We start from the raw sequence: 24,180 nt of genomic DNA, 5'->3' as shown, positions 1-24,180 counted from the left end.
GGGTGACAGCGATGCCGACTTTTTTGAGTTCATGGATGCGATATTAAAAATATTAATTTTGGGTTCACCTGAGTTCTCGTAAACTATCCATATTGGTACTGTGTGAGTGAGTTTGTGCGAGAGGGCGATGAAGAATAGAACCTACTGCAAGAGTATGCTCACACCATCCCCACAATATGGTATGCCTATTTTGATTGCCACAATTGTCCACGGTGCGTGTGATGTCGTTTGATGTCCTTCTCCACACTGTAAATGTAACTGGCCCGGGCGACTTGGTTGTTCAGGGTGAGACACAGCCAGCCATTATTGATGGTGACATGATCTCGTTTGATGGGGGACTGACGTTTGAGGAATATGAATTCCTTGGGCAAGGTTTCAGGTCGGGGTCAAGCGAATCCGGGGATTTCATTCGGGTAGGTGGGCAGGTTTACGCTTGGAATACAGAAGATCCCACTAGTTCGCTGAGCACCGGGAATTGGCAGATTACCGAGGTCGATCTCAACCCGGATAACCCACCGTGTTTTGTCGCTGGTACTTTGATCGAAACTGACACAGGCCCGCGACCAGTCGAAGAATTGGAGGTTGGTGACAGGGTTTGTGTGTCCAACGGCCAGACACTGCCGATAATCTGGATTGGTAACCGAACACTCAGTGCTCAGACTTTACGCCTCCAGTCAAAATTCCGGCCCGTATTAATCACGCGTGACGCGCTGGGCAAAGGCCTGCCGGATCGTGATCTGTACGTGTCCCCGCAACATCGGATCGTTATTGAAGGTTGGCGTGCCGAATTGCTGTTTGGCGAACCGATGGTTTTTTCTGCCGCGATTCACCTGGTCAATGACGATACGATCCGCCAGTTGCAGAAGGACGAGGCCGTTACGTACTACCACATTGCCTGTGAACGGCACGCCATTCTGACATCACATGGCTTGCAGAGCGAAAGCCTGTATCTTGGCGATGGGGCGCTCAGGTCGTTTGGCCGGGAATACCTTGACGAACTGCACGCGCTTTTTCCCGAATTGAGCAGTGGCGCACCAATACCGCAAACCAGTTTGCGCTGCTTGAAACGCCCCGAAGCACAAGCGCTGCAGGGCATGCTTCAGGACTAAAACGAAGCTTATTTGAAGTTCCGGCTATCCTTGATCTGATCCCAGGCCCAGACAACCTCTTGCAACTGTTCTTCCTGCGAGCGATCGCCCCCGTTCATGTCCGGGTGAAGCACCTTGATCAGTTTTTTGTAGGCCTTACGCACCTCGGCCTTGGACCAGCTGTCCTGAGCTTCGAGAATTTCGATCGCGCGGCGTTCGGTCGGAGGCAGGCGGCGACCGCCTGAATTGGCGCGACCGGGGTTTTTGGTTGCGTTCTCGCCCAGTACCTGGTGCGGATCTTCGATGCCCAAACGGGCCCAGGCACGTGCCTCGGGATCACCCATGGGCTTGGTTTCACGCTCCCACACCTTGTCCTTGGATCGCTGTGCGTTCAGCTCGGCTTCGGTCGTGCCGTCGAAGAAATTCCATTTCTGGTTATATTCGCGCACGTGCTGCTGGCAGAACCAGAAAAAATCATCCAGCACGTCGGGTGCTTTGGGCGCGCGGAATTTACCGGCCTCTTCACAGCCCTCATGGTCGCAGATTCGCACCGAGGTTTCAGACGCACCCGACATGCCCCGGCGCCCGCGCGGGTTCTTTTTCTTGGCGCTGGAAACGGACATATCGAATCCGAAGGGGTCTGACTTCACCATGCTCTGAACCTCTCGAAGGTATCTTTTCGACTCGGAGGCAGCAGTTTAGTCTAAGTAGCCGAAAGTAGAAGAGGGGGAGCGGTAAATTTTTTACTGCTGAGCGAAAAAATGACCGTGGCCGACGAAATCTATAAAGCCCTTGATGCGGCATTCAATCCGCGCGAGTTGAAGGTGGTTGACGATAGCGAGAGCCATCGCGGTCACGCAGGATACCAGGATGGTGGTGAGAGCCATTTCAACGTTTTCATTCGTGCCAGCGCGTTTGAGGGCAAATCTCGCGTGGCTCGCCACCGCGCGGTGCACAAGGCGCTGGGCGACATAGTTCCGCGAATACATGCTCTGGCGCTGGATATCGGCGGTTGACCTTCTGGCAAACCGCAGACGAAAAAATGGTAAGGGGGAAGCAATGGCAGAAGAAAAACATGCCTTCACATTAGAATCCGCTCTGACCTGTCCATTGTGTGGCCATGTTGAGGTTGAAGTGATGCCAACGGATGCGTGCCAGTGGTTTTACGAGTGCAAATCGTGTCAGGCGGTTCTAAAGCCACTGGAAGGTGATTGTTGCGTTTATTGTTCTTTTGGCACTGTTCCATGTCCCCCGATTCAAGAAGGTAAATCCTGCTGCAAGTGAATCTTTGTGGGGCGCCTGGGCTTTAGGGTTTTTCCTCAGGGTCTATTTTGGCCTCGGAACCTTTTAGCGACAGCGGTGGTTCTTTCACCTCTTGCGAAATGGGGGCTGGGGCGACAACCGCCTCTGGGCCCGGCACCGGTTTCGCTTGCGCCACGCCCTCGGGCATTTCTGATGGGCCTCGGGTGGTGGTAAACGTAACTTCAATTTTCCGCCGGAAGACCAGAACATTGCGCCAGTTCACCGTCGAACTGGTGAGGCCCGAGCGTTCTTCGCTAGGAAGCAATTCCGCGCGCTGATATTCCCATCCGTCTTCTCCCATCTGGTTCAGCACGTGCTCAATCGAAGCCGCAAACCGATCCTCGGCATTTTTCGCCGCCTTGGCTTTAGTGCCTTTTTGAGGGGCGGGGACGACTTTGTATTCGTAACGCTGCATCAGATATTCCTGGTTGCCGATCCCTGACAATCTAACATGTTGAGGATTTTGGGAAAGTCATCATCACAAACATGCTGAATTCCGCCGGAGCTGTCGTCGAAACGCAAGTCCCAGACAATAAACGGCAGAGGTTTTTGCAACCCCTGCCGCCCATGACGTGATTTCTGATCGACTTAGGAACCCAGCTTTTTGCTCACCAGCTCGTTGACAGCCTTCGGATTGGCCTTGCCGCCGGTCGCTTTCATCACCTGACCAACGAACCAGCCCGCCAGCTTCGAGTTAACCTTGGCTTTTTCAACCTGCGCTGGATTGGCGGCGATAATCTCATCCAGAGCGGATTCGATGGCGCCGGTATCGGTCACCTGTTTCATGCCACGCTCTTCGACGATCTGCGCCGGGTCGCCGCCTTCGGTATAGACGATCTCGAACAGATCCTTGGCGATCTTGCCCGAGATTGCATCGGATGAAATCAGGTCAATGATCCCACCCAATTGCGCAGGGGAAACCGGCGACTCGGTGATGTCGTGGTCTTCTTTCTTCAGGCGACCGAACAGTTCGTTGATCACCCAGTTCGCGGCCAGTTTGCCGTTGCGGCCCTGTGCGACCTCTTCGAAATACGCGGCAGATTCCACCTCGGCAGTCAGTACCGAAGCGTCATAGTCGGTCAGGCCAAACTCGCTGATAAAGCGGGCTTTCTTGTCGTCCGGCAACTCAGGCAGGTTGTTTGCGATGTCGTCAACCCACGCCTGCTCGATTTCCAGCGGCAGCAGGTCGGGGTCGGGGAAATAGCGATAGTCATGCGCTTCTTCCTTGGACCGCATCGAGCGGGTCTCGCCTTTGTCCGGGTCATACAGGCGGGTTTCCTGATCGATCTTCCCACCAGCTTCGACGATGGCGATCTGACGGCGGGCTTCGACCTCGATCGCCTGCTGGATAAAGCGCATCGAGTTCATGTTTTTGATCTCACAACGTGTGCCCAGATGCGAGAAATCCTGTGTTTCCTGATACTTCTCATATGCGCCCGGCAGGCAGATCGAGACGTTCACGTCCGCGCGCAGGTTGCCGTTCTGCATGTTGCCATCACAGGTGCCCAGATACCGCATGATCTGGCGTAGCTTGGCGATATAAGCGGCGGCCTCTTCCGGGCCACGAATATCGGGGCGGCTGACGATCTCCATCAGGCAAACGCCGGTCCGGTTCAGGTCCACGAAAGACATATGCGGGTCCATGTCGTGAATCGATTTGCCCGCGTCCTGCTCCATATGGATGCGTTCGATACGGACCATGCGCGCTGTACCGTCGCCCATCTCGACCAGCACTTCGCCTTCGCCGACGATGGGGTGGTACAACTGGGAAATCTGATAGCCTTGCGGCAAGTCGGGGTAGAAATAATTCTTGCGGTCAAAGGCCGATTTCGGGTTGATATCCGCCTTCAGACCCAGCCCGGTGCGTACGGCCTGCTCAACGCAGTATTCGTTGATCACCGGCAACATCCCCGGCATCGCCGCGTCCACAAAGGCCACGTTCGAGTTCGGTTCGGCCCCGAACTGGGTCGACGCACCGGAAAACAGCTTGGCATTGGATGAGACCTGAGCATGCACCTCCATCCCGATCACCAGTTCCCAGTCGTGCTTGGCCCCGGCAATGGTCTTGGGTTTGGGCATTTCGTATGTCAGGTCGAGCATGGCGCGCCTCATTTCCGCAGAAGTCTAAGCCTGCGTATTAGGCGTGCCGCGCCAAAGGGGCAAGGGGGAATCAGTGCTGAGACAGGCGCAGCCCCGACGGAGTAAACGTCACGTCCATGCCGCTGCGCAGCTCTTCCCGAAACAGATCACCAATGGCCCGCAGCGCGTCGCGATGGCCTCGGGCCGCGAATCGCTCTGGTGAGTTGATACGGGCGCTGTTGTTGAATCCGTTTGCGGCATGAGCCCAGAGGAGCGGGTGCAACTCGGTCAAATGATCACGGATCAGCCAATTGGCCGCCTCGTGAATTTGTGCACGCACCTGATCGGCCTTGTCGTTCAAGCCCAACCCGTTTTGAATCGTGATGGCGCAATAGGCCGACAGCATGTTGACGGTCGGCTGATCCGGTCGGCGATGCAGGATGTCGTGCAGACCTTCCAGAAAGTATTCCACATCCAGTCGTGCGCAGGCCTCTTCATCCAGTGCGATGGCGTCAAACTGAACCCAGGTATATCCGCCGGCTCCCCAGATATCCTGGGTGCGCGCGGCGTTGCGCAGGGCCTGAACCTCAAGTTCTTCATAGCTGCCGAAGCAGCGCGGTAACAGATGCGTGCCCATTGCCCGCATGTGGCGCTGGTTTTGCGGGTCTAGCGTGATCAGCCGTTCATATTCGTCCGCAACGCGCAGTTTGGATTTCCGCTGGCCTGCCAGCAGGGCACATCCTGCTGCAGCAACCATGGGGCTGTTCGGAGCAACCGCACGGCATTTCGGCAAAAGTGCCGCAGCCCGGTCAAAATGCGCTGCGCAGCGCGATTGGTGCAGCGGCGGCAATGTCGCCTTCGTTGCTGTCCCACGCCAAGCCCAAGCTAGATCGATATGCGCCAAGGCAACCACCAGAGTAATCATCGGATCATCCGGATGCGCGCGCATTTCATCTTCAAGCTCGGAAATGCCGCTCAGCAGGTCGTATTCGCGTAGAGCATTTACGTCAGACAGCGCATGCTCAACCGCCAGAACAACGTCGGATCGGGCGCCAAAGGCCAGCAAGTCCGCTATTGGCGTGCCATCTGGTGCCGTCTCGCGCGCTTCATCAGCTTCGCGCATCTGTCGGGACAGTTCGGACCACTGATCCTGCCTTGCCAGCTTGCGACCATGTTCAATGGTTTCGTGTGCAGCCAGGTCTTCGGCCCGGATATCGCCAAGAGGAATATTCAGTTGCCCTTTATCCGGCATTGCCGCCGTTGCAGGCCCATCCAAAGCGCACAATTCTTGCGCGGGATGAGGACAGGGCAGAGAGGAATGGGCGTGACGCGCCTTGAAAAACCGAAACATGGTAACACTCGAAACCGTAACAAACAGGTGGTCTTGAATTTTAAATGTTACTGAAACGACCCTCCAACTCAAGCTTTGCATATGAATTTGAGCGCGGATGTGGCGCAATGGACCACACTCATGTTGATTGTTTCACAAAATGCTAAAATGGTGGCGTTCAACACGCAGCGCGGCCTGCTGAAAGACCTCTTCCAAATCCTTGCTGGGGGGCGTGGATTCATCGGGCAACCGAATCCGCTTGCCAGACTTCAGCACCAACGAAATGCGCACCGAAAAGTCCCAGCGTGTGTCAAACCGCGCATAGTCGATATCCGCCAAATCGACATGCCCTTCACGATTTCCCGAGAACCAGCGTATCTCGTCGTGGTCCACAAATATCCCGGCGCGGGTGTCGCGCGCGATGTCCCAAAGCGCGGGAAGAGTGGTTAACGCCAACAGGCCAACGAGCCACCAAGCCGCATCAAACATAACCTGCAGCGCCACCAGCGCCAGGTAGACGCCAAGCAGGATTAGGATCGTGCGCGGCGTTCTGTTGTGGCGTGTAAAGCGGAACGGGGTCATGCGTCGAGGATACGAGACACCATTTCCGTGGTGTCGCGGGACAGGTTCGGCGTGTCGGCGATACGGGTCAATTGGGCCTGCATAAGCGACTGACGATCTGCGTCGTAACGCTTCCATGTCTGGAAGGCCGAGCACATCCGCGCCGTAGTCTGCGGGTTCACCGGATCCAGCCGGATTAGCCAATCTGCCAACAGCGCGTAACCAGCACCGTCCGCACGATGGAAACCCGCATGGTTCATCGCCAGCGCGCCCATAACTGCGCGGAACCGGTTCGGGTTCTTCCAGTTGAAGTCAGCGTGTTCCGTCAGGTCGCGGGCGGTGTCGGCGGTCCCCTCGGGGGTGGACATTGAGACCTGCAGGCCAAACCATTTATCCATCACCAGACGATCGTGCTGCCACTGGTCGTAAAAGGCGCTCAGTTCCGTTTGTCCTTTGCCAGCACGCAGCAGGCAGGACAATGCGGTCAGTTGCAGCGTCATGTTGTCTGCAGCGGCATAGTCCTCGGCTGCCTTTGCGCCACCGTCCAGCCGCGATGTCAGGGCTAAAGCCGCGCCGCCAAGCGCGCGCTTTCCTGCCTGTTCGGCGTCGGGGTTGAACGGCGCTTCGATCAGCGTTTCACCGTGTAGCCGGGGCAGCAGATCCTGCACATGCTGCGCTGTCGCCTGACGCAGGGTTTCAACTGCGGTCCAGATCGCCATCGGGTCGGGTGTGTCCCCGGCTTCAAACAAGGCTGCTGCGAGTTCGGCTTGCGTTGGCAGGCCCAGCATCAAAGAGCGATAGGCCGGATCCAGATCGCCATCCCGCAACACGGCAAGAATACCGTCCAGATAGTCGGAGCTGGGTGCTGTGTCCTCGCGGATCATGCGCAGCAACGTATCTTGCGCCAGCGAGCGCCCGGCCTGCCAGCGATTGAACGGATCGGTGTCATGAGCCAGCAGGAACGCGCGCTCGGCATCCGTGTGATCATGTTCCAGAATGACCGGAGCCGAGAAATCCCGCAGGATTGAGGGCACAGGCTTAGCCGCCAGCCCGGTAAACTCAAAGCGCTGTTCGGCCTCGGTCAGTTCCAGAACCTCAGTCGCGCGCACTTCGTCGCCGTTTGGACCCAGCAGGCCGACGGCGATCGGGATCACTTGCGGCAGCTTTTCAGATTGTCCGGGGGTGGGCTCGGTGCGCTGTGACAGAGTCAGCGTATAGGTGCCGTCCCGCCAATCTTCGGTGATCGAAACGCGAGGTGTACCGGACTGGCTATACCAACGTTTGAACTGGGTCAGATCGCGGTCGGTCGTATCCTCGAAAACTTTGATCCAGTCTTCGATGGTGCAGGCTTGCCCGTCATGGCGGTCGAAATACAGATCAAGTGCCTTGGAGTAAGCCTCATCGCCCACCAACTGCTTCAACATGCCGATGACCTCGGCGCCTTTCTCGTAGACGGTCGCGGTGTAGAAGTTGTTGATCTCCTGAAAACTCTCAGGCCGGACAGGGTGCGACAGCGGCCCGTTATCCTCGGGGAACTGCCGTGCGCGCAGATCGATCGCGTCGTGTATGCGTTTGACCGGGGCCGAGCGCATGTCGGATGTAAACTGCGCATCGCGGAAGACAGTCAGCCCTTCTTTGAGGCATAGCTGAAACCAGTCGCGGCAGGTGATCCGATTGCCGGTCCAGTTGTGGAAATACTCATGCGCGATGATTGCTTCGATTCGTTCGAAATTGGCGTCGGTCGAGGTTTCGGGACTGGCCAGAACGGCGGAGGAGTTGAAGATGTTCAGCCCCTTGTTCTCCATCGCGCCCATGTTGAAGTCATCGACCGCCACGATGTTGAACACGTCCAGATCGTATTCACGGCCATAGACGTCTTCGTCCCATTTCATCGACTTCTTCAGCGCCTCCATGCCAAAGGCGCATTTTCCCTCGTCGCCGGGGCGGACCCAGAGGTTCAGTTCCACATCGCGACCGGACAAGGTGGTGAACTGGCCTGGGTGTGCGATCAGGTCACCTGCGACCAGCGCGAATAAGTAAGCGGGTTTTGGCCACGGATCGGTCCATTCGGCCCAGCCTTCACCTTTGCCCGACGGGTTACCGTTGGACAGCAGTACCGGCAGGTCGCCGTTGATGCGCACGGTGAAGGTGGACATCACGTCCGGACGGTCGGGGTAATAGGTGATCTTGCGAAACCCTTCGGCCTCGCATTGGGTGCAGTACATGCCATTCGACATGTATAGCCCCTCAAGTGCGGTGTTGTTGCCGGGGTCGATTTCGACCACAGATTCCCAAATGAAAGGCGCGTCGGGGACATTTGCGGTCAGGCCCTTGTCAGTGACGTCGGGCGTGACTTCGACCCCGTCGATGACGGCACGGATCAGGGTCAGTTCTTCGCCATGCAGGAAAAACGTGTGATCCGTGGCCACGGGATTAGGGCGGAATGCGATGCGTGAGGTGACGCGTGTGGCATGATCTGCCAGATCAAAGGTCAGATGCACGCTGTCCACCAGATAGCCAAATGGCGTGTAGTCTTTCAGATAGATCGTGGTGGGGGCGGCGTCGCGCATCTGGGGCCTCGTGTCGGTTCGTGTTCGGCGCGACGTTATGGGCTGTAGCGTTGGGCTGCAAGCCACGTGACCGCTTTGCCAGGCAATCAGGTACGTGATGATTTTGAACTAATCCCGCGGATCGGCAATTAAAGGGTTCAAGACATGTTGCCTATCGGAAACTTCCGTCCTAATTGAAGACGGCATACAGTGGCGTACAATTGCGGGAGAGGCCTGAAATGAGCAGCAGGGAAACCAGAAACGGTTTGCAGATCGCCGTCGAACTGGCGGATTTCATCGAAAATCAGGCGCTGCCCGGAACCGATACTTCATCCGAGGCTTTTTGGTCAGGTTTATCCCGCATGGTTCAAGAGCTGGGGCCAAAGAACAAGGCGCTGCTTGCCAAGCGGGCCGAGATTCAGGGCCGTATCGATGGCTGGCACATTGCCAACATAGGTCGGGAACATGACGCAGCAGCATATCAGGCATTCCTGAGTGAGATTGGCTATCTGGTCGAGGAGGGCGAGGATTTTCAGATCGAAACCGCCAACGTCGATCCTGAGATTGCCCTGACCCCCGGACCGCAGTTGGTGGTACCGATCACCAATGCACGGTTTGCCTTGAACGCCGCCAATGCACGCTGGGGCAGCCTTTATGATGCGCTCTATGGTACTGACGCAATGGGCGAACAGCCCAAGGCCATAGGTTACGACGCCGATCGTGGGGCCCGCGTGATTGCATGGGCCAAGGCGTTTCTGGATGACACCGCGCCGCTGGCCGAAGGGTCCTGGGCGGACGTCACCGGGCTGAGCGTCGAAGGCGGGGCGTTGATTCCGGCGCTGGCTGATCCTGCGGGTTTTGTGGGCTTTGGCGGAGCTGCGGAAAAACCGGAATTTGTACTGCTGAAGAACAACGGTCTGCATGTGCAGATCATGATCGATCCCTCCAGCAACATTGGCGCCACCGATCCGGCGGGCATCGCCGATGTACGGCTGGAATCGGCATTGTCCACCATTATGGACTGCGAGGATTCGGTTGCTTGCGTGGATGCTGCCGACAAGGTTGTGGCCTATAGCAACTGGCTGGGCTTAATGAAAGGCGATCTGACCGAAGAGGTCTCGAAAGGTAGCGAAACTTTCACCCGCAAGCTGGCCGAGGATGTGGAATACACCGCCACCAGCGGTGAGAAGGCCACGTTGAAGGGCCGCTCGCTGATGTTGGTGCGCAATGTGGGGCACCTGATGACCAACCCCGCTGTTCTGGATGGCGAGGGCAATGAGATCGGCGAAGGACTGATGGATGCGCTTTGCACGACTCTGATCGCCATGCACGATCTGCAGCGTGAGGGCGGCAACTCGGTCAAAGGATCGGTCTATGTGGTCAAGCCCAAGATGCACGGTCCCCAAGAAGTCGCATTCTCGGTCGAGATTTTCGATATGGTTGAGGATATTCTGGGCCTGCCGCGCAACACGGTAAAGCTGGGTATCATGGATGAAGAGCGTCGCACTTCGGCCAACCTTAAGGAATGTATCCGGGCCGCGAAATCGCGTGTGGCCTTTATCAACACCGGTTTTCTGGATCGGACGGGGGATGAGATTCACACCTCGATGGAGGCGGGCCCGATGCTGCCAAAGGGCGACATCAAAAACACGCCGTGGATCGTTTCGTATGAGGATCGCAACGTTGATATCGGCTTGGCCTGTGGCCTGAAGGGCAAGGCGCAGATTGGCAAGGGCATGTGGGCCATGCCTGATCGGATGGGCGATATGTTGGAGGCCAAGATCGGCCACCCGCAATCGGGTGCCACTTGCGCTTGGGTGCCGTCGCCAACTGCCGCGACTTTGCACGCGACGCACTATCACAAGTTCGACGTGCTGGCCCGTCAGGACGAACTGGCTGCCGGTGGCGCGCGCGGTACGCTGAACGACTTGCTGACCATTCCACTGCTGGGTGGCCGTAACCTCAGCGAAGATGAAATCGCGCGCGAGATCGAAAACAACGCGCAGGGCATTCTGGGTTATGTAGTGCGTTGGGTCGATCAGGGGGTGGGATGCTCGAAAGTGCCAGACATCAATGATATTGGCCTGATGGAAGACCGGGCAACCTGCCGGATTTCGTCACAGGCGCTGGCCAACTGGTTGCACCACGACGTTGTCAGCGAAGACCAGGTGATGGCAGCAATGCGGAAGATGGCCGCTGTAGTGGATCGCCAGAATGAAGACGACCCGACTTATTCACCGATGGCGCCGGGATTCGACGGCATCGCGTTTCAGGCGGCCTGCGATCTGGTTTTCAAGGGGCGCATTCAGCCCTCGGGCTATACCGAGCCGGTTCTGCATGCCCGCCGTCTGGAACTGAAAGCCAGCCTTTAATCCCAAGGAACGAGAGGACACAACATGGCAGTCAATCTGCGCAAAGCTCGCACTATCATCCGGAAAACCCTTGAGAAGGGGCGCGAGATGGAACTGAAGCCTCTCTCGGTTGTTGTGCTGGATGCCGGAGGCCACGTCATCGCATTTGAGCGTGAAGATGGCGCGGCACCGGGCCGGTTCCCGATCGCGCATGGCAAGGCGTATGGATCGGTCATGCTGGGCATGGCGGGCACTGCGCAGATGCAGCGGGCCGAGGCGCAAGCTTATTTCATGGCCGCGGTGAATGGTGTTTATGGTGGTCAGGTCGTTCCGGTTCCGGGCGGTATCTTGTTGCGGGATCGCAAAGGTGCCGTGATTGGTGCCGTGGGTGTTACCGGCGATACGTCGGACAATGACGCGGTTGCAGGCATGGCCGGGATTGAGGCGGCGGGCCTGACCGGAGAAATCTGATTTTCTCTAACTTACGCTGAAAGATGCGTGCAGAACTGAACACGTCCTTGCGCTGTCATGCAGGGCGTGCTCTGTTGCACGTTCTCCTCGCTGCGGATAGCTTTCTTTTTAATCAGGGAACCAGTAAGGAAAGCGGAATGTCTCGACCTGTCGTCGGTATCATCGGCAACTCTTATCTCATGAACGATGAATATCCGACCCATGCGGGCGGAACGATGAATTCGGACGCCGTGGCAAATGTTTCCCACTGCCTGCCGCTTTTGATCCCATCTGACCCGCGATATGTCACGGTCGAAGAATTGCTGGAGGTCTGCGACGGGTTTCTGCTGACTGGCGGACGTCCAAATGTACACCCCGAGGAATATGGCGAAGACGCCACTGACGCCCATGGCGAGTTCGACCGGGCACGGGATGCTATCACGCTGCCTCTGGTTCGGGCTTGCGTTGAGCGAGGGCAGCCGTTCATGGGGATCTGCCGTGGGTTCCAAGAAGTGAACGTTGCCATGGGGGGGACGCTTTACCCCGAAATTCGTGATCTACCGGGGCGAATGAACCACCGCATGCCGCCGGACGGCACGCTGGAAGAGAAATTCGCTTTGCGCCATGTGGTAACATTGGACGAGGGCGGCGTGTTTCACCAACTATTCGGCGCGCCTGAGGTGATGACGAACACCCTTCACGGGCAGGGTATCAAGACAGTCGGTGATCGCGTGGTTATAGACGGACACGCGCCGGATGGCACGCCTGAGGCAATCTATGTCAAGGATGCACCCGGGTTTACGTTGTCGGTGCAATGGCACCCGGAATGGGATGCAATCAACGATCCTGTTTCCCGACCTTTATTCGAAGCGTTCGGTGCTGCTGTGCGCGCATGGGCGACCGGATCGGATGTCAGCCTGATACAGCAGACAGCGTGATTTTCGCGCCGATCCGCAAGAGGGGGACCGGACCGGCGCGTTGCGATCAGACCAGCAAGTTAAACTGATTGATCAGGGGGAGGGTACGGGCACGTTCTCCGGTCAAATCGAACAGAGCATTACCGAGCGCGGGCATCGACGGAGGTGTTCCCGGCTCGCCTGCGCCGCCCATGTGACGGTTGGTTTCCAGCACGCGCACCTCGACCTGCGGGGCAGTGTGCATGCGCAGCGCATCATAGTCAGGGAAGTTGTACTGTTCGACCTCGCCCTCGGCGAAGGTGATCTCGCCATAGCAGGCCGCCGACAACCCGTACATCATGCCACCGAACATCTGCGCCTTGACGTTTTCCGGGTCTAGCGCCAGCCCCATATCACAGGCGATCCATGCCTTGTTGATGCGGATGGTGCCGTCTTCATCGACCACTTCGATCACCTGAGCAACCGGGGTGCCGAAGCTGTAGGTGAAGGCCACGCCGCGCCCGATACCGTTGGGTGTTTGACCAGTCCAGCCGGACATTTCCTTTACGGCTTGCAGGCAACCTGCCGACGGTGCGTGTTCGTCCTTCATCAACTCCAGTCGGAACTCCAGCGGGTCGCGGCCTGCGGCATGGGCCATCTCATCCATGAAGGTTTCATGGAAAAAGCCGTTATGGCTGTTACCGACTGAGCGCCAGAACCCGACGGGAACATCAAGTTCAGCGATGTGTCCGCTTACCCTGTAATTCGGCACCGCGTAGGGTTGGTTGAAGAACCCTTCGACCAGCACCTTGTCCGGGCCTGAACCGGGCAGACCAGTATAGCGTGTAACGGCCTGCTGAGTACTGGATTGGGATGCGACCCTACCGTCGATCAGCACCGCCTTGCCGTCCTGAACCGCTCCTCGCAGCCGGGCGATGGCACCAGGGCGGAAATAGTCGTGGCGCATGTCTTCTTCGCGGCTCCAAGTTGTCTGAACCGGAGTGCCGGGCATGGCCATGGCGACCTTGGTGGCGATCTCGCCGAAATCCAGCTCACCGCGTCGGCCAAATCCGCCGCCCAGATATGTGGTGTGGATCTGCACCGCCTCGGTGTCCAGACCGGCTGTGTTGGCCACGCGGAACCGGATCAGCGTCGGGGCCTGATTGCCGCACCACAGATCCAACGCGTCGCCGGTGTAAAGTGCGGTTGCGTTCATCGGCTCCATCGTGGCGTGGGCCAGATAGGGCACCTGATATTCAGCCGTGATCTCGGTCGCGCCATCGAGCGCGACGCTCACATCGCCATCGTCGCGCATGGTCGAGTTCGGAGCGTCGTCGAAAGCTTCAGCAATTTTGGCAAAGATGCCCGCGGTGTCGGGTGGGTAGGGGGCGTCGCCCCAATCCACATCTATTGCCTCAACTGCCTGATTGGCGAGCCAAGTGTTGTTTGCGATAACCGCGACACCAGTGCCCAGATCGACAATTTTCTCGACCCCGGGCATGGCTTTGGCGGCACTGTCGTCAAAACCGTTCATCGCACCGCCGAGTTTTGGGTTCATCCGGACGGCGGCGAATTTCATGCCCGGCAAGCGTACGTCGACACCGAACCCGGCCGTACCTGTCACCTTTTCGACCATGTCCAGTCTCGGTTGGGTCTGGCCCAGATAGCGCCATTCGGACGGATCGCGCAGCGGCACCTCGACCGGTTCAAGCCCCGCCGCATCTACAGCCAGTTCATTGTAGGCGATCTTATCGCCTCTCGAGGAAATCACATGCCCCGAAGCGGTCTTTAACTCGGACGGGTCGACGCCCAGACGGTTGGCAGCCGCGCGTTTCAGCGTCTCACGAGCCGAGGCCCCGGCCTGACGCATACGCTCGAACCCGTCCTTCATCGAGGTCGAGCCACCGGTGACTTGCAGGCTCAGCACCTTGCCAAGCACCCCAAGCGCTTCACCCAGATTGTGCTGGAAGTTCGAGATGTCATAGCCCTTGTTGGGCAGGCTTTCCCTCATCAGCGCCGAGTTGTAGTAGGCCGCCGCCGCCGGGCCGTGCAGAACGGTGATCTGGTCCAGATCAACGTCCAGTTCCTCGGCAATAAGCGCAGCCCATGTTGTTTTCACCCCCTGTCCCATCTCGGCGCGGGGGGCAAAGAGGGTCACGCCGTTCTGGTCGATCAGAACAAATGGGTTCAGTGCTGTCTGACCTTCGGTGGGTTTCAGCGGGTTTGCGGAGGGGCGGCTTACGTAATAGGCGCCAAAAGCCACGCCGCCGACAATCGCGGCGGACCCGATCAGGAAGGTTCGACGGAGGATTTTTCCAACAGAAGCCATTGATTACGCCTCCTTCAATTTGCCGGCTGCGTCGTGGATCGCAGCGCGAATACGGGGGTAGGTGCCACAGCGACACAAGTTGCCTTGCATCGCTTCGTCTATGTCCGCGTTCGATGGTGCGGGGTTTTCTGCCAGCAATGCGGCGGCCTGCATGATCTGGCCCGATTGACAGTATCCGCACTGTGCAACCTGATGATCGACCCAGGCTTGTTGGATTGCAGCCATAGCGTCTGGTGTTCCGATGCCTTCAATCGTGGTCACATCACCCCAAACATCTGACAAGGCCACCTGACACGAACGTACGGCCTCGCCATCAATTTGCACGGTGCATGCGCCGCAGGCGGCGACGCCGCAGCCAAACTTAGTTCCGGTCAACCCGACCTCATCCCTCAGTACCCAAAGCAGGGGGACGTCATCGGGCAAGTCAATCTGATGTTGCTTTCCGTTGATCTTCAGAGCGGTCGCCATTGCGCACCTCATTTAGCTGTGGCTGGTTTCTGACATAATTGTCGAAAAGTGTCAGTGTGTCAATTGACAAAACAAACAAATAATGTCACGAGTTCAGGTATGGTGGAAGCAGTTGACGATTCACGGCAAAAGGCGATCCTGGACTCGGCGTTTCAGGCCTTTTCCACATATGGGTATCGAAAGACCTCGATGGATGACATAGCGCGCGGGGCGGGGATGTCCCGGCCAGCGCTGTATCTGCATTTCAAGAACAAAGAGGCGATCGTCAGCAAACTGACCGAGTTTTACTACGTTGAAAAAACGGCAGCAGTTGCCGCAGCGCTGGCGACGCAGGGTTCAGTGGCTGAGGTTCTGACCCACGCGATTCAGACCCAGACGGCAGGGATTGCAAAGATACTGGCGTCGCCTCACGGGCTTGAGATGCTGGATAACACCAAGTCCATGTCCTCTGAAATCATTGCAGAGGGAGAAGCCGGATTGGCGGGCGTCTATGCCGAGTGGCTTTCGCAGCAAGAACAGTTGGGGCGTGTGCGTCTGCTGACGAGTGCGGCCGAGACCGGCCGGACGATCACGGCTACGCTGAAAGGGCTTAAGCTGATCGGCGCAGGTGCTGATGTTTATGAACAGCAGGTCGCGCAGATCGCAGCGCTGATCAGCGCAGGGCTTGAGGTCAAGTAACCCGCTGCCGCACTTTGTATTCTGGCGCGTCCCACAGGCGGTTGCTCATGATGTCGGCCATGATGTCGGCTGCGCGTTCAACGTCCTGTTCGTCGATATAAAGCGGCGTGAAACCAAACCGCATGATATCAGGCGCGCGGAAATCTCCGATCACACCGCGCGCGATCAGCGCCTGCATAGCCGCGTAGCCATCAGTAAATCGGAACGACACCTGACTGCCGCGCTGGTTTGGATCGCGCGGGCTGGCCAGTTCTAACTTGGGGCAGGTCGCTTCCACGCGGGAGATGAACAACTCGGTTAGTTCGATGGATTTGGCGCGCACATCGGCCATATCGGCCATGTCCCAGATGTCCATTGCAGCGGAGAGGGCGGTCATCTGGATGATAGGAGGGGTGCCGACACGCATCCTCTCGATCCCGCTGCCGGGGCGGTAATCCAGATCAAAGGCAAAAGGGGCCTCGTGCCCCAGCCAGCCCGACAGGGCAGGGCGCGCACGGTCGGTCAGACGCGGCGCGACATAAATGAAGGCGGGGGCGCCTGGGCCACCGTTGAGGTACTTATAGGTGCAGCCCACTGCGAAATCGGCGTTGCAGCCGGACAGATCCACTGGAATAGCTCCGGCAGAGTGGGCCAGATCCCAGACAGTGACCACCCCATTCGCATGAGCCAACTCGGTCAACGCCCTCATGTCGTGCATTCTTCCGCGGCGATAGTCGACTTCGGTCAGCATCAGAACGGCGACATCTTCGGTGATGCTTGCGGCGACCTCTTCAGGTGCAACGACGCGCAGTTCGTAATCTGGGCCCAGAGAGCGCAACAGACCGTCCACCATATAAAGGTCCGAAGGGAAATTGCCGTTGTCCGACAGCACAACCTTGCGATCCGGGCGCAACTCAAGGGCCGAGGCCACGGCCTGATAGACCTTGATTGAGAGTGTATCCCCGGTCACCACAGTACCGGGTTCTGCTCCGACAAGGCGACCAATGCGGTCGCCCAACCCCGTCGGCAAAGCCATCCATCCGGCCTTATTCCAGCCGGTGATCAACATTTGCCCCCATTCCTTGACCAGCATGTCGTTAACCCGGCCTCCTGCTGCCTTGGGCAACGGACCCAGCGAATTTCCGTCCAGATAGATGACGCCATCTGGCAGGTCGAACATGGCTTTTGTCACGGCAAAGTCGGTCATCGGGGGCTCACAATCTTTTGATCTGGGTCAGTGCTTTGATTCGGCCTATCCGATCCATTTATGCCTGTCCATTGATGCGACAACCCAAGCTTTGCCATTTGGGTCTGAAAGCGGTAGGACATCGGTCAGAAGCGACACGTGCTCTGCGTGGCGCCACTTGCGGAGAGTGCGCATGCGCTGGATCGACATACCGCCCGTCTGGCTGATTGGATTTGCATTGCTGGCATGGCTGCAAGCGCGTCATTTTCCACTCGGGTTGTCGCTGGATAGCGGGCTGACCGATCTGCTCAGCGGACTTCTGATCGGCGCAGGTATCCTGGTTGCGGTATTGGCTATTGTTGAGTTTCGCCGCCACAAAACAACAGTAATTCCGCATGAAACGCCAACTGCCATGGTGCAATCGGGCATTTACAAGCGTAGCCGTAATCCAATCTATCTTGGTGATGTCCTAATCCTGGCGGGCTTGGTTCTACGATTTGATGCGGTCCTGTCGCTGGTGCTCGTACCCGTGTTTGTGTGGGTGCTTGAGCGCCGTTTTATCCTGCCGGAAGAGGATCGTTTGCGTCGCACTTTTCGCGCTGATTTCGCCCGCTATGAACGCCGGACACGGCGCTGGATATGAAGGAACCGTGACCATGATGCAACGCAGCAAATGCTGCGCTTGCGAAATAATGTTGCGCAGGATACACGTTCGCTTAACAAACAATACCGACCACCCGCTCAGTCTGAGTGAAAATTAGGGGGATCTGCCAGTGAAGATAGGCACACCAAAGGAAATACTGGACGGAGAGAACCGGGTCGCGATGACGCCTGATTCTGCGGTTCAGTTACAGAAACTGGGCTATGAATGCCTGATCGAAAAGGGCGCAGGCGCAGCTGCGGGCTTTTCTGATGCAGCTTACGAAGCTGTAGGCGTTGAAGTCGTCAAGACGGCTGCATCGCTGTGGAAAACTGCGGATATCATCGCCAAGGTTCGCCAGCCCGAAGAGGCCGAGCTAAAGCGGTTGTCTGCGGGTAAGACACTGATTTCATTCTTCAACCCTGCGGGCAATGAAGAAGGCATGGAGCTGGCTAAATCCAAAGGTGCCAACGTCATCGCCATGGAAATGGTGCCGCGTATTTCGCGCGCTCAGAAAATGGATGCGTTGTCGTCGATGGCGAACATCGCTGGTTACCGCGCGGTGATCGAGGCCGGTAACAACTTTGGCCGTTTCTTCACTGGTCAGGTGACGGCTGCTGGTAAAGTGCCGCCTGCGAAAGTGCTGATTGTCGGCGCTGGTGTGGCTGGTCTGGCGGCGATCGGCACCTCGACCTCTCTGGGCGCGATCACCTATGCATTCGACGTGCGCCCTGAAGTGGCCGAACAGGTCGAATCGATGGGGGCCGAGTTTGTCTATCTGGACTTCGAAGAAGACCAACAGGATGGCGCGGCCACCGGCGGTTATGCCTCGGTTCAGTCCGAAGAATTCCGCAACGCGCAGCTGGCCAAGTTCCGCGAGCTGGCACCCGAGATGGACATCGTCATTACCACGGCGCTGATCCCGAACCGTGAGGCTCCTGAGCTTTGGACCAAGGATATGGTCGATCGCATGAAGCCCGGCTCGGTTATCGTTGACCTTGCTGCGGAAAAGGGCGGCAACTGCAAACTGACCGTCGCGGACGAGAAGATCGTAACCGACAATGGCGTGACCATCATCGGCTATACCGACTTCCCCAGCCGGATGGCGGCACAATCCTCTTCGCTCTATGCGACCAACATCCGTCACATGATGACTGACCTGACGCCCGAGAAGGACGGTCAGATCAATCACAACATGGAAGATGACGTGATCCGCGGCGCGACCGTGACCCATGAGGGAGAGATCACCTTCCCGCCGCCGCCGCCTAAAATTCAGGCCATCGCGGCGCAGAAAAAGCCTGAGGTCAAGGAACTGACCCCGGAAGAGAAAAAGGCGCAGGAGATCGCGGCCTTCAAGGCGCAGACCAAGCAGCAGTTCACCCTGCTGGGTGTCGGCGGTGCGCTGATGCTGCTGGTGGGGCTGATCGCTCCGGCCAGCTTCATGCAGCACTTCATCGTCTTTGTGCTGGCTATCTTTGTTGGCTTCCAGGTGATCTGGAACGTTGCGCACAGCCTGCATACGCCGCTGATGGCGATCACCAACGCGATCTCGTCGATCATCATCGTCGGGGCGCTAATGCAGATCGGATCGGGCTCGTTCCTTGTTATTCTGCTGGCGGCGCTGTCCGTTTTCATGGCCGGGATCAATATCTTCGGCGGTTTTCTTGTCACCCGGCGCATGCTCGCCATGTTCCAGAAATCTTAAGGAGGCCGGGTAGATGGAATTTGGCTTCACTACTGCCGCCTATGTTGTTGCGGCTGTTCTCTTCATCCTTTCGCTCGGCGGTCTGTCGAACCAGGAAAGCGCCAAGCGCGCGGTCTGGTACGGCATCGTCGGTATGGCGCTGGCGGTCTTTGCCACGCTGGTTGGCCCCGGTTCGGGTTATTGGTTGCTGTCGCTGCTGCTGATCATCGGCGGTGGTCTGATTGGTCAGTATGTGGCGCAGCGCGTCCAGATGACCGAGATGCCGCAACTGGTGGCCGCGATGCACTCGCTAGTTGGTCTGGCGGCTGTTTTCGTTGGCTTCAACGCGCATTTCGAGATCGGAAACGTGGCGCAGGCGCTTGCTTCTGCTGATGCGAAGCTGGCCAAGGAAGGTTTTGGAACCTTCGCTGCACTGATCGCCAAGAAATCCTCGGCCGAGCTTGCAATCCTGCATGTGGAACTGTTTCTGGGCATCTTCATCGGTGCGATCACCTTTACCGGTTCGGTCGTGGCCTATGGTAAGCTGGCAGGTAAGGTGACCTCGGCGGCGACTAAGCTGCCCGGCGGTCATGCGCTGAACGCAGCCGCTGCGGGTCTCTCGCTGATCTGCCTGGTCTGGTACACAGCATCCGGTGGCCTGCTGCCGCTGATCCTGATGACGCTGGCTGCTCTGTTCATCGGTTATCACCTGATCATGGGCATCGGCGGCGCCGACATGCCGGTGGTTGTGTCGATGCTGAACAGCTACTCGGGCTGGGCGGCTGCTGCGATCGGCTTCAGCCTTGGCAACGATCTGCTGATCGTGGTCGGTGCGCTGGTGGGCTCGTCGGGTGCGATCCTGTCCTACATCATGTGCAAAGCGATGAACCGTCACTTTGTCAGCGTGATCCTGGGTGGCTTTGGTGGCACTTCGGGGCCGCAGATGGAGGTCGAAGGTGAGCAGGTGGCGATCGACGCCGATGGTGTTGCCGCAGCTCTGAACGACGCCGACAGCGTTATCATCATCCCGGGTTACGGTATGGCCGTTGCGCAGGCACAGCAGTCGGTTTCCGAACTGGTCCGCAAGCTGCGCGCCAAGGGCAAAGAGGTGCGTTTCGCGATCCACCCAGTTGCCGGTCGTCTGCCGGGCCACATGAACGTGCTGCTGGCTGAGGCGAAAGTTCCTTACGACATCGTTCTGGAAATGGACGAAATCAACGAGGACTTCCCTGAGACGGATGTGGCCATCGTCATCGGTTCGAACGACATCGTGAACCCTGCGGCGCAGGAAGACCCAAACAGCCCCATCGCCGGGATGCCGGTTCTGGAATGCTGGAAGTCCAAGCAGGTGTTCGTGTCCAAGCGTGGTCAGGGCACTGGCTACTCGGGCATCGAAAACCCGCTGTTCTTCAAAGAGAACACCCGCATGTTCTATGGCGACGCCAAGGAGTCGCTCGATAAGCTGCTGCCGATGATCGACTGATCATTTAGGTTTTTCGAACTGCAAAGGGCGCCCTTTGGGCGCCCTTTTCTTTTTTGTTTGGTAGGGGGCTTTGCCCCCCAAGCCCCCAGGATATTTGCGGCCAGATGAAGCGGGCGGGGTGTGCTATGTTCAACCTGAGCACAGTGGGGGGACTGCAATGCAGAAGGTGAACGGCATAGGCGGCGTGTTCTTTCGGGCCCGTGATCCTAAAGCCTTGAGCGCTTGGTATGAAGAAAATCTTGGAGTTGATCCCTGCGGGTCTGTTCCGTGGAAGCAGCGCGAAGGGTACACTGTGTTTGCCCCTTTCGCGCAGGACACGACGTATTTTGGGCCGACTAATCGGCAATGGATGATCAACTTTCGTGTCGATGATCTGGAGGCCATGATCTTTCAGTTAGAAGCAGCGGGGATTCCGGTTGAAACTCGTGCCGAATGGGACAGTGAGGTTGGAAAATTCGCCCGTATTCACGACCCCGAAGGAAATCCCGTCGAGCTGTGGCAACCAAATCAATAGGATAGCTGGAATGTATACCGTTGTATCCTTGTAAGTGCATGAAATAAAAAGATAATTGATGTATTCTTGGTGTGCCGTATAGTGCGGTGGACGAACCGGAGCCCCTTATGACGACCATCGACGACCACCCTTTGCGCTATTCTCTGGCCAATGAACTGCACGCGCGCCCATTTCCTGTGGCTGATACGCCTTGCACTGTAACCTTTTTGGCGATCAAAAATCCGGTGGCCGCTGTAGCTCGGGATCGGGACAAGGAGCTGGCGCATCTGATCAATCTGTTGGATCGTCACGGGGCGCAGCATCCGCAGCCTCAGGCCACACACTATGCTGGCCAGATTGGGCGTCATTGGCTGAAATGGGAACAGCACACCGAATTCGTGACCTTTACAGCAATTACGAAGAACGTGAGCGACCGCCCCTTCAATCCGGCCGATTTTGAGGTGTTCCCCCCTGATTGGCTGAAGGCCAGCGAAGGTCAGCGCATTACTTCGGCCATGATCCGGGTAGTTGAGCGGCAAGAGGATGATGCTGTCAAAGCGTCGCTGCTGAATTGGTTCGAGCCTGAAAGCCTGGCGGCGGCTCGTGTGTTAGACGATGCTGCGGTATGCGCCAGCGATTTTCGCATCGATCCGGCGGGGCACATGCGATTTGCGCTTTTCGTTTCCAAAGGCGCCGGACGGCGCAGAACGGGACGTATTATCCAACGTCTTTGTGAAATCGAGACCTACAAAGCCATGTCCATGCTAGGCTTTGCTCGCGTCAAGAAACTGACCCCCAGGATTGGCGAACTGGATGCGAAACTGACAGAGCTGATGGGTCAGATGACCGATAATATGGCCCATCCCGACGAGTTGCTGCCCGATCTGTTGTCTATATCGACCGAACTTGAGACACTTTCAGCGCAATGTTCTTTCCGCTTCGGAGCAACAGGCGCTTATGAGGCTATCGTAAACCAGCGGATCGAGGTCTTGCGCGAAGAGCGTTTCGAAGGCGGTCAGAGCTTTGCTGATTTCATGATGCGCCGCTATGACCCAGCCATTCGTACTGTGAAATCGACGGAGCGCCGTCTGCAGGCGCTGTCTGACCGCGCCATTCGCGCGGGCGAGTTGCTGCGAACGCGGGTGGATGTCGAGCGGAGCGCCCAAAACCAAGCGTTGCTGGAGAGCATGGATCGTCGCGCTGATATTGCGTTGCGGCTGCAATACACCGTCGAGGGGCTGTCGGTCGTTGCAATCAGCTATTATGCGGTCTCGTTGGTTCGCGATCTTTTGCACCCGTTTGCTGAGGACCAGCTAAGCAAAGGAATGCTGACTTCAGCGGTAACAATTCCGGTTGTTTTTTGTGTTTGGTTGGCCATTCGCCGAATACGCAAGCGGTTGGAATAGGCGTATTTGCCAAAGCGTCACTAGCCTGTAAAACAGGTGCATTTAGCGCTAGTTGCGAAGGATGCCCTTTGATCGGATTGTTGGCCGCTTGGCGGGCCGTTGCTGCCATGTTCATCCTGAATGGTGCACTGTTTGGCATCTGGGCGTCTCGTATTCCCGCCGTGCGGGACCGGTTGGACCTATCGCATGAGGCTTTGGGTTATGGCTTGTTGTTCATGGCAGCGGGGGCTGTGTGTTCATTTCCGGTAACGGGTCGGCTGACAGACTGGTTCGGCGCAGTAACGATCACTCGCGTCATTGCTGTGCTTTACACGTTGTCTTTGATCCTGCTGGCCATGGCCGGTGGGTTTTGGTCATTGGCGGCGTTTCTGTTTTTCTTCGGTGCGTTTCACGGCTCGATGGACGTTGCCATGAACGCTTGGGCGGCGGAAGTTGAGCAAGCCTATGAAAAGCCCGTCATGTCCTCGTTTCACGCGATGTGGAGCCTTGGGGCCGGGTTGGGTGCGTTCAGCGGGTACGGAGCGGTGCAAGCAGGGTTGACGGTGATGCAGCATTTCCTGCTGGCAGGAGGGCTTGTCGTGATCTCGGCGTTGGCTCTGTCTTGGGTACACTGGACATCTCGCAAGGCTGTATCTGCAGGCGGTGCCGTCCTTGCCTTGCCTTCGGGTGCACTGATCCTTGTTGGTTTCACCGCGCTTTGCGGAGCGTTGGGAGAGGGGGCTGTGGCGGACTGGAGCGCGATTTTCATGCGCGACGAGACCGGGGCAGCAGAAAGCGTCGCGGCGCTGGGCTATGCGGTGTTCTCGGTGACAATGGTGGTTTTCCGGCTGGCGGGTGGTTTGGTCATTGCTCGGTTCGGACCCGTTGCCACTGCGCGTTTCGGGGGTGTTTGCGCCGCATTGGGTGTGCTCGCTGTGGTCTCTGCGGCAGAGGCCGAGATTGCGCTGGCGGGCTTCGCTTTGATGGGCATCGGATATGCCGTGATCATGCCGTTGGCCTTTAGCCGGGCTGCCAATGACCCGCATGTGCCGCCGGGTCAGGCGATCGCCAGTGTGGCGACGCTGGGCTATGGAGGGTTGCTGATCGGCCCACCGCTTATTGGGTTTCTGGCCGAAATGCTTACATTGCGCTTAGCGTTTGCAGCTTTGTTGCCGTTGGCCGTACTGATTGTCCTTCTGTCTGGAGCGCTGCGGCCTGCGTCGGCAAATTGAAATTACGATTGTTCGCC

The 24,180-nt window shown here is 57.7% G+C and carries 22 protein-coding genes; 13 read left to right on the top strand and 9 right to left on the bottom strand.

Annotation, left to right across the window (positions count from 1 at the left end; genetic code table 11):
• Positions 1-221 precede the first annotated feature (221 nt).
• A complete protein-coding gene (locus ACR0D7_RS03330) occupies positions 222-1,109 on the top strand; it encodes a Hint domain-containing protein (RefSeq protein ID WP_480677725.1) in 888 nt (295 codons plus the stop codon).
• An 8-nt stretch (positions 1,110-1,117) separates the two neighbouring features.
• On the opposite strand, the gene ACR0D7_RS03325 is transcribed toward ACR0D7_RS03330, so the two are convergent.
• Positions 1,118-1,741, bottom strand: a complete 624-nt coding sequence (locus ACR0D7_RS03325) for a J domain-containing protein (protein WP_170381721.1) — start codon at positions 1,739-1,741, stop codon at positions 1,118-1,120.
• A gap of 108 nt (positions 1,742-1,849) precedes the next feature.
• Between ACR0D7_RS03325 and ACR0D7_RS03320 the strand changes: the two genes are divergently transcribed.
• A complete protein-coding gene (locus ACR0D7_RS03320) occupies positions 1,850-2,104 on the top strand; it encodes a BolA family protein (protein WP_480677724.1) in 255 nt (84 codons plus the stop codon).
• The gene (locus tag ACR0D7_RS03315; protein WP_480677723.1) at positions 2,076-2,372 is read left to right on the top strand and encodes a GDCCVxC domain-containing (seleno)protein; all 297 of its coding nucleotides are present in this window, start codon (positions 2,076-2,078) and stop codon (positions 2,370-2,372) included. The genes ACR0D7_RS03320 and ACR0D7_RS03315 overlap by 29 nt, the downstream gene beginning before the upstream one ends.
• A 22-nt stretch (positions 2,373-2,394) precedes the next feature.
• On the opposite strand, the gene ACR0D7_RS03310 is transcribed toward ACR0D7_RS03315, so the two are convergent.
• The 5 genes from ACR0D7_RS03310 to pepN form a co-directional block, all read right to left on the bottom strand.
• The gene (locus ACR0D7_RS03310) at positions 2,395-2,805 is read right to left on the bottom strand and encodes a DUF4177 domain-containing protein (RefSeq protein ID WP_480677722.1); all 411 of its coding nucleotides are present in this window, start codon (positions 2,803-2,805) and stop codon (positions 2,395-2,397) included.
• Positions 2,806-2,978: 173 nt separating this feature from the next.
• Complete coding sequence (gene gatB / locus ACR0D7_RS03305; RefSeq protein ID WP_480677721.1) at positions 2,979-4,490, bottom strand: Asp-tRNA(Asn)/Glu-tRNA(Gln) amidotransferase subunit GatB; 1,512 nt, start codon at positions 4,488-4,490, stop codon at positions 2,979-2,981.
• A gap of 70 nt (positions 4,491-4,560) precedes the next feature.
• A complete protein-coding gene (locus tag ACR0D7_RS03300) occupies positions 4,561-5,820 on the bottom strand; it encodes a hypothetical protein (protein ID WP_480677720.1) in 1,260 nt (419 codons plus the stop codon).
• 132 nt (positions 5,821-5,952) lie between these two features.
• On the bottom strand, positions 5,953-6,381 hold the full coding sequence (locus ACR0D7_RS03295; protein WP_480677719.1) for a hypothetical protein: 429 nt from the start codon (positions 6,379-6,381) through the stop codon (positions 5,953-5,955).
• Positions 6,378-8,930, bottom strand: a complete 2,553-nt coding sequence (pepN, locus tag ACR0D7_RS03290; RefSeq protein WP_480677718.1) for an aminopeptidase N — start codon at positions 8,928-8,930, stop codon at positions 6,378-6,380. Before pepN ends, ACR0D7_RS03295 begins: the two co-directional genes overlap by 4 nt.
• A gap of 218 nt (positions 8,931-9,148) precedes the next feature.
• Between pepN and ACR0D7_RS03285 the strand changes: the two genes are divergently transcribed.
• The 3 genes from ACR0D7_RS03285 (at position 9,149) to ACR0D7_RS03275 (ending at position 12,648) form a co-directional block, all read left to right on the top strand.
• Positions 9,149-11,281 (top strand): malate synthase G, encoded by a 2,133-nt coding sequence (locus ACR0D7_RS03285; protein WP_480677717.1) that lies wholly within the window; start codon positions 9,149-9,151, stop codon positions 11,279-11,281.
• A gap of 24 nt (positions 11,282-11,305) precedes the next feature.
• Positions 11,306-11,731 (top strand): GlcG/HbpS family heme-binding protein, encoded by a 426-nt coding sequence (locus ACR0D7_RS03280; RefSeq protein WP_170381713.1) that lies wholly within the window; start codon positions 11,306-11,308, stop codon positions 11,729-11,731.
• Positions 11,732-11,868: 137 nt separating this feature from the next.
• A complete protein-coding gene (locus ACR0D7_RS03275; protein WP_170381712.1) occupies positions 11,869-12,648 on the top strand; it encodes a gamma-glutamyl-gamma-aminobutyrate hydrolase family protein in 780 nt (259 codons plus the stop codon).
• A gap of 46 nt (positions 12,649-12,694) precedes the next feature.
• On the opposite strand, the gene ACR0D7_RS03270 is transcribed toward ACR0D7_RS03275, so the two are convergent.
• On the bottom strand, positions 12,695-14,935 hold the full coding sequence (locus ACR0D7_RS03270) for a xanthine dehydrogenase family protein molybdopterin-binding subunit (protein WP_480677716.1): 2,241 nt from the start codon (positions 14,933-14,935) through the stop codon (positions 12,695-12,697).
• Positions 14,936-14,938: 3 nt separating this feature from the next.
• Positions 14,939-15,403, bottom strand: coding sequence for a (2Fe-2S)-binding protein (locus tag ACR0D7_RS03265; protein WP_480677715.1), 465 nt, complete (start codon positions 15,401-15,403; stop codon positions 14,939-14,941).
• A gap of 99 nt (positions 15,404-15,502) precedes the next feature.
• Here ACR0D7_RS03265 and ACR0D7_RS03260 point away from each other — a divergent pair, with 99 nt between their 5' ends.
• Entirely contained in the window at positions 15,503-16,081 is a 579-nt protein-coding gene (locus tag ACR0D7_RS03260) for a TetR/AcrR family transcriptional regulator (RefSeq protein WP_480677714.1), read from the top strand.
• Here ACR0D7_RS03260 and kynU read toward each other — a convergent pair.
• Positions 16,074-17,267: a kynureninase gene (gene kynU, locus ACR0D7_RS03255; RefSeq protein WP_480677713.1), complete on the bottom strand. Its 1,194-nt coding sequence runs from the start codon at positions 17,265-17,267 to the stop codon at positions 16,074-16,076. The two genes, ACR0D7_RS03260 and kynU, sit on opposite strands and share 8 nt — an antisense overlap.
• A gap of 172 nt (positions 17,268-17,439) precedes the next feature.
• Between kynU and ACR0D7_RS03250 the strand changes: the two genes are divergently transcribed.
• From ACR0D7_RS03250 to ACR0D7_RS03225, 6 genes are all read left to right on the top strand, one after another.
• Complete coding sequence (locus ACR0D7_RS03250) at positions 17,440-17,889, top strand: methyltransferase family protein (RefSeq protein WP_480677712.1); 450 nt, start codon at positions 17,440-17,442, stop codon at positions 17,887-17,889.
• A 130-nt stretch (positions 17,890-18,019) separates the two neighbouring features.
• Positions 18,020-19,591 (top strand): Re/Si-specific NAD(P)(+) transhydrogenase subunit alpha, encoded by a 1,572-nt coding sequence (locus ACR0D7_RS03245; RefSeq protein WP_480677711.1) that lies wholly within the window; start codon positions 18,020-18,022, stop codon positions 19,589-19,591.
• A gap of 13 nt (positions 19,592-19,604) precedes the next feature.
• A complete protein-coding gene (locus ACR0D7_RS03240) occupies positions 19,605-21,053 on the top strand; it encodes an NAD(P)(+) transhydrogenase (Re/Si-specific) subunit beta (RefSeq protein WP_170568966.1) in 1,449 nt (482 codons plus the stop codon).
• A gap of 157 nt (positions 21,054-21,210) precedes the next feature.
• A complete protein-coding gene (locus ACR0D7_RS03235; RefSeq protein WP_170568968.1) occupies positions 21,211-21,567 on the top strand; it encodes a VOC family protein in 357 nt (118 codons plus the stop codon).
• Between the two features lie 107 nt (positions 21,568-21,674).
• A complete protein-coding gene (locus tag ACR0D7_RS03230) occupies positions 21,675-22,952 on the top strand; it encodes a DUF3422 family protein (RefSeq protein WP_480677710.1) in 1,278 nt (425 codons plus the stop codon).
• Positions 22,953-23,020: 68 nt separating this feature from the next.
• A complete protein-coding gene (locus ACR0D7_RS03225) occupies positions 23,021-24,163 on the top strand; it encodes an MFS transporter (protein WP_480677709.1) in 1,143 nt (380 codons plus the stop codon).
• The last annotated feature ends 17 nt before the right edge of the window (positions 24,164-24,180 follow it).

It is taken from the genome of Ruegeria sp. BB7 (assembly GCF_056539365.1).
This window is presented reverse-complemented; position numbering and strand designations above follow the sequence as displayed.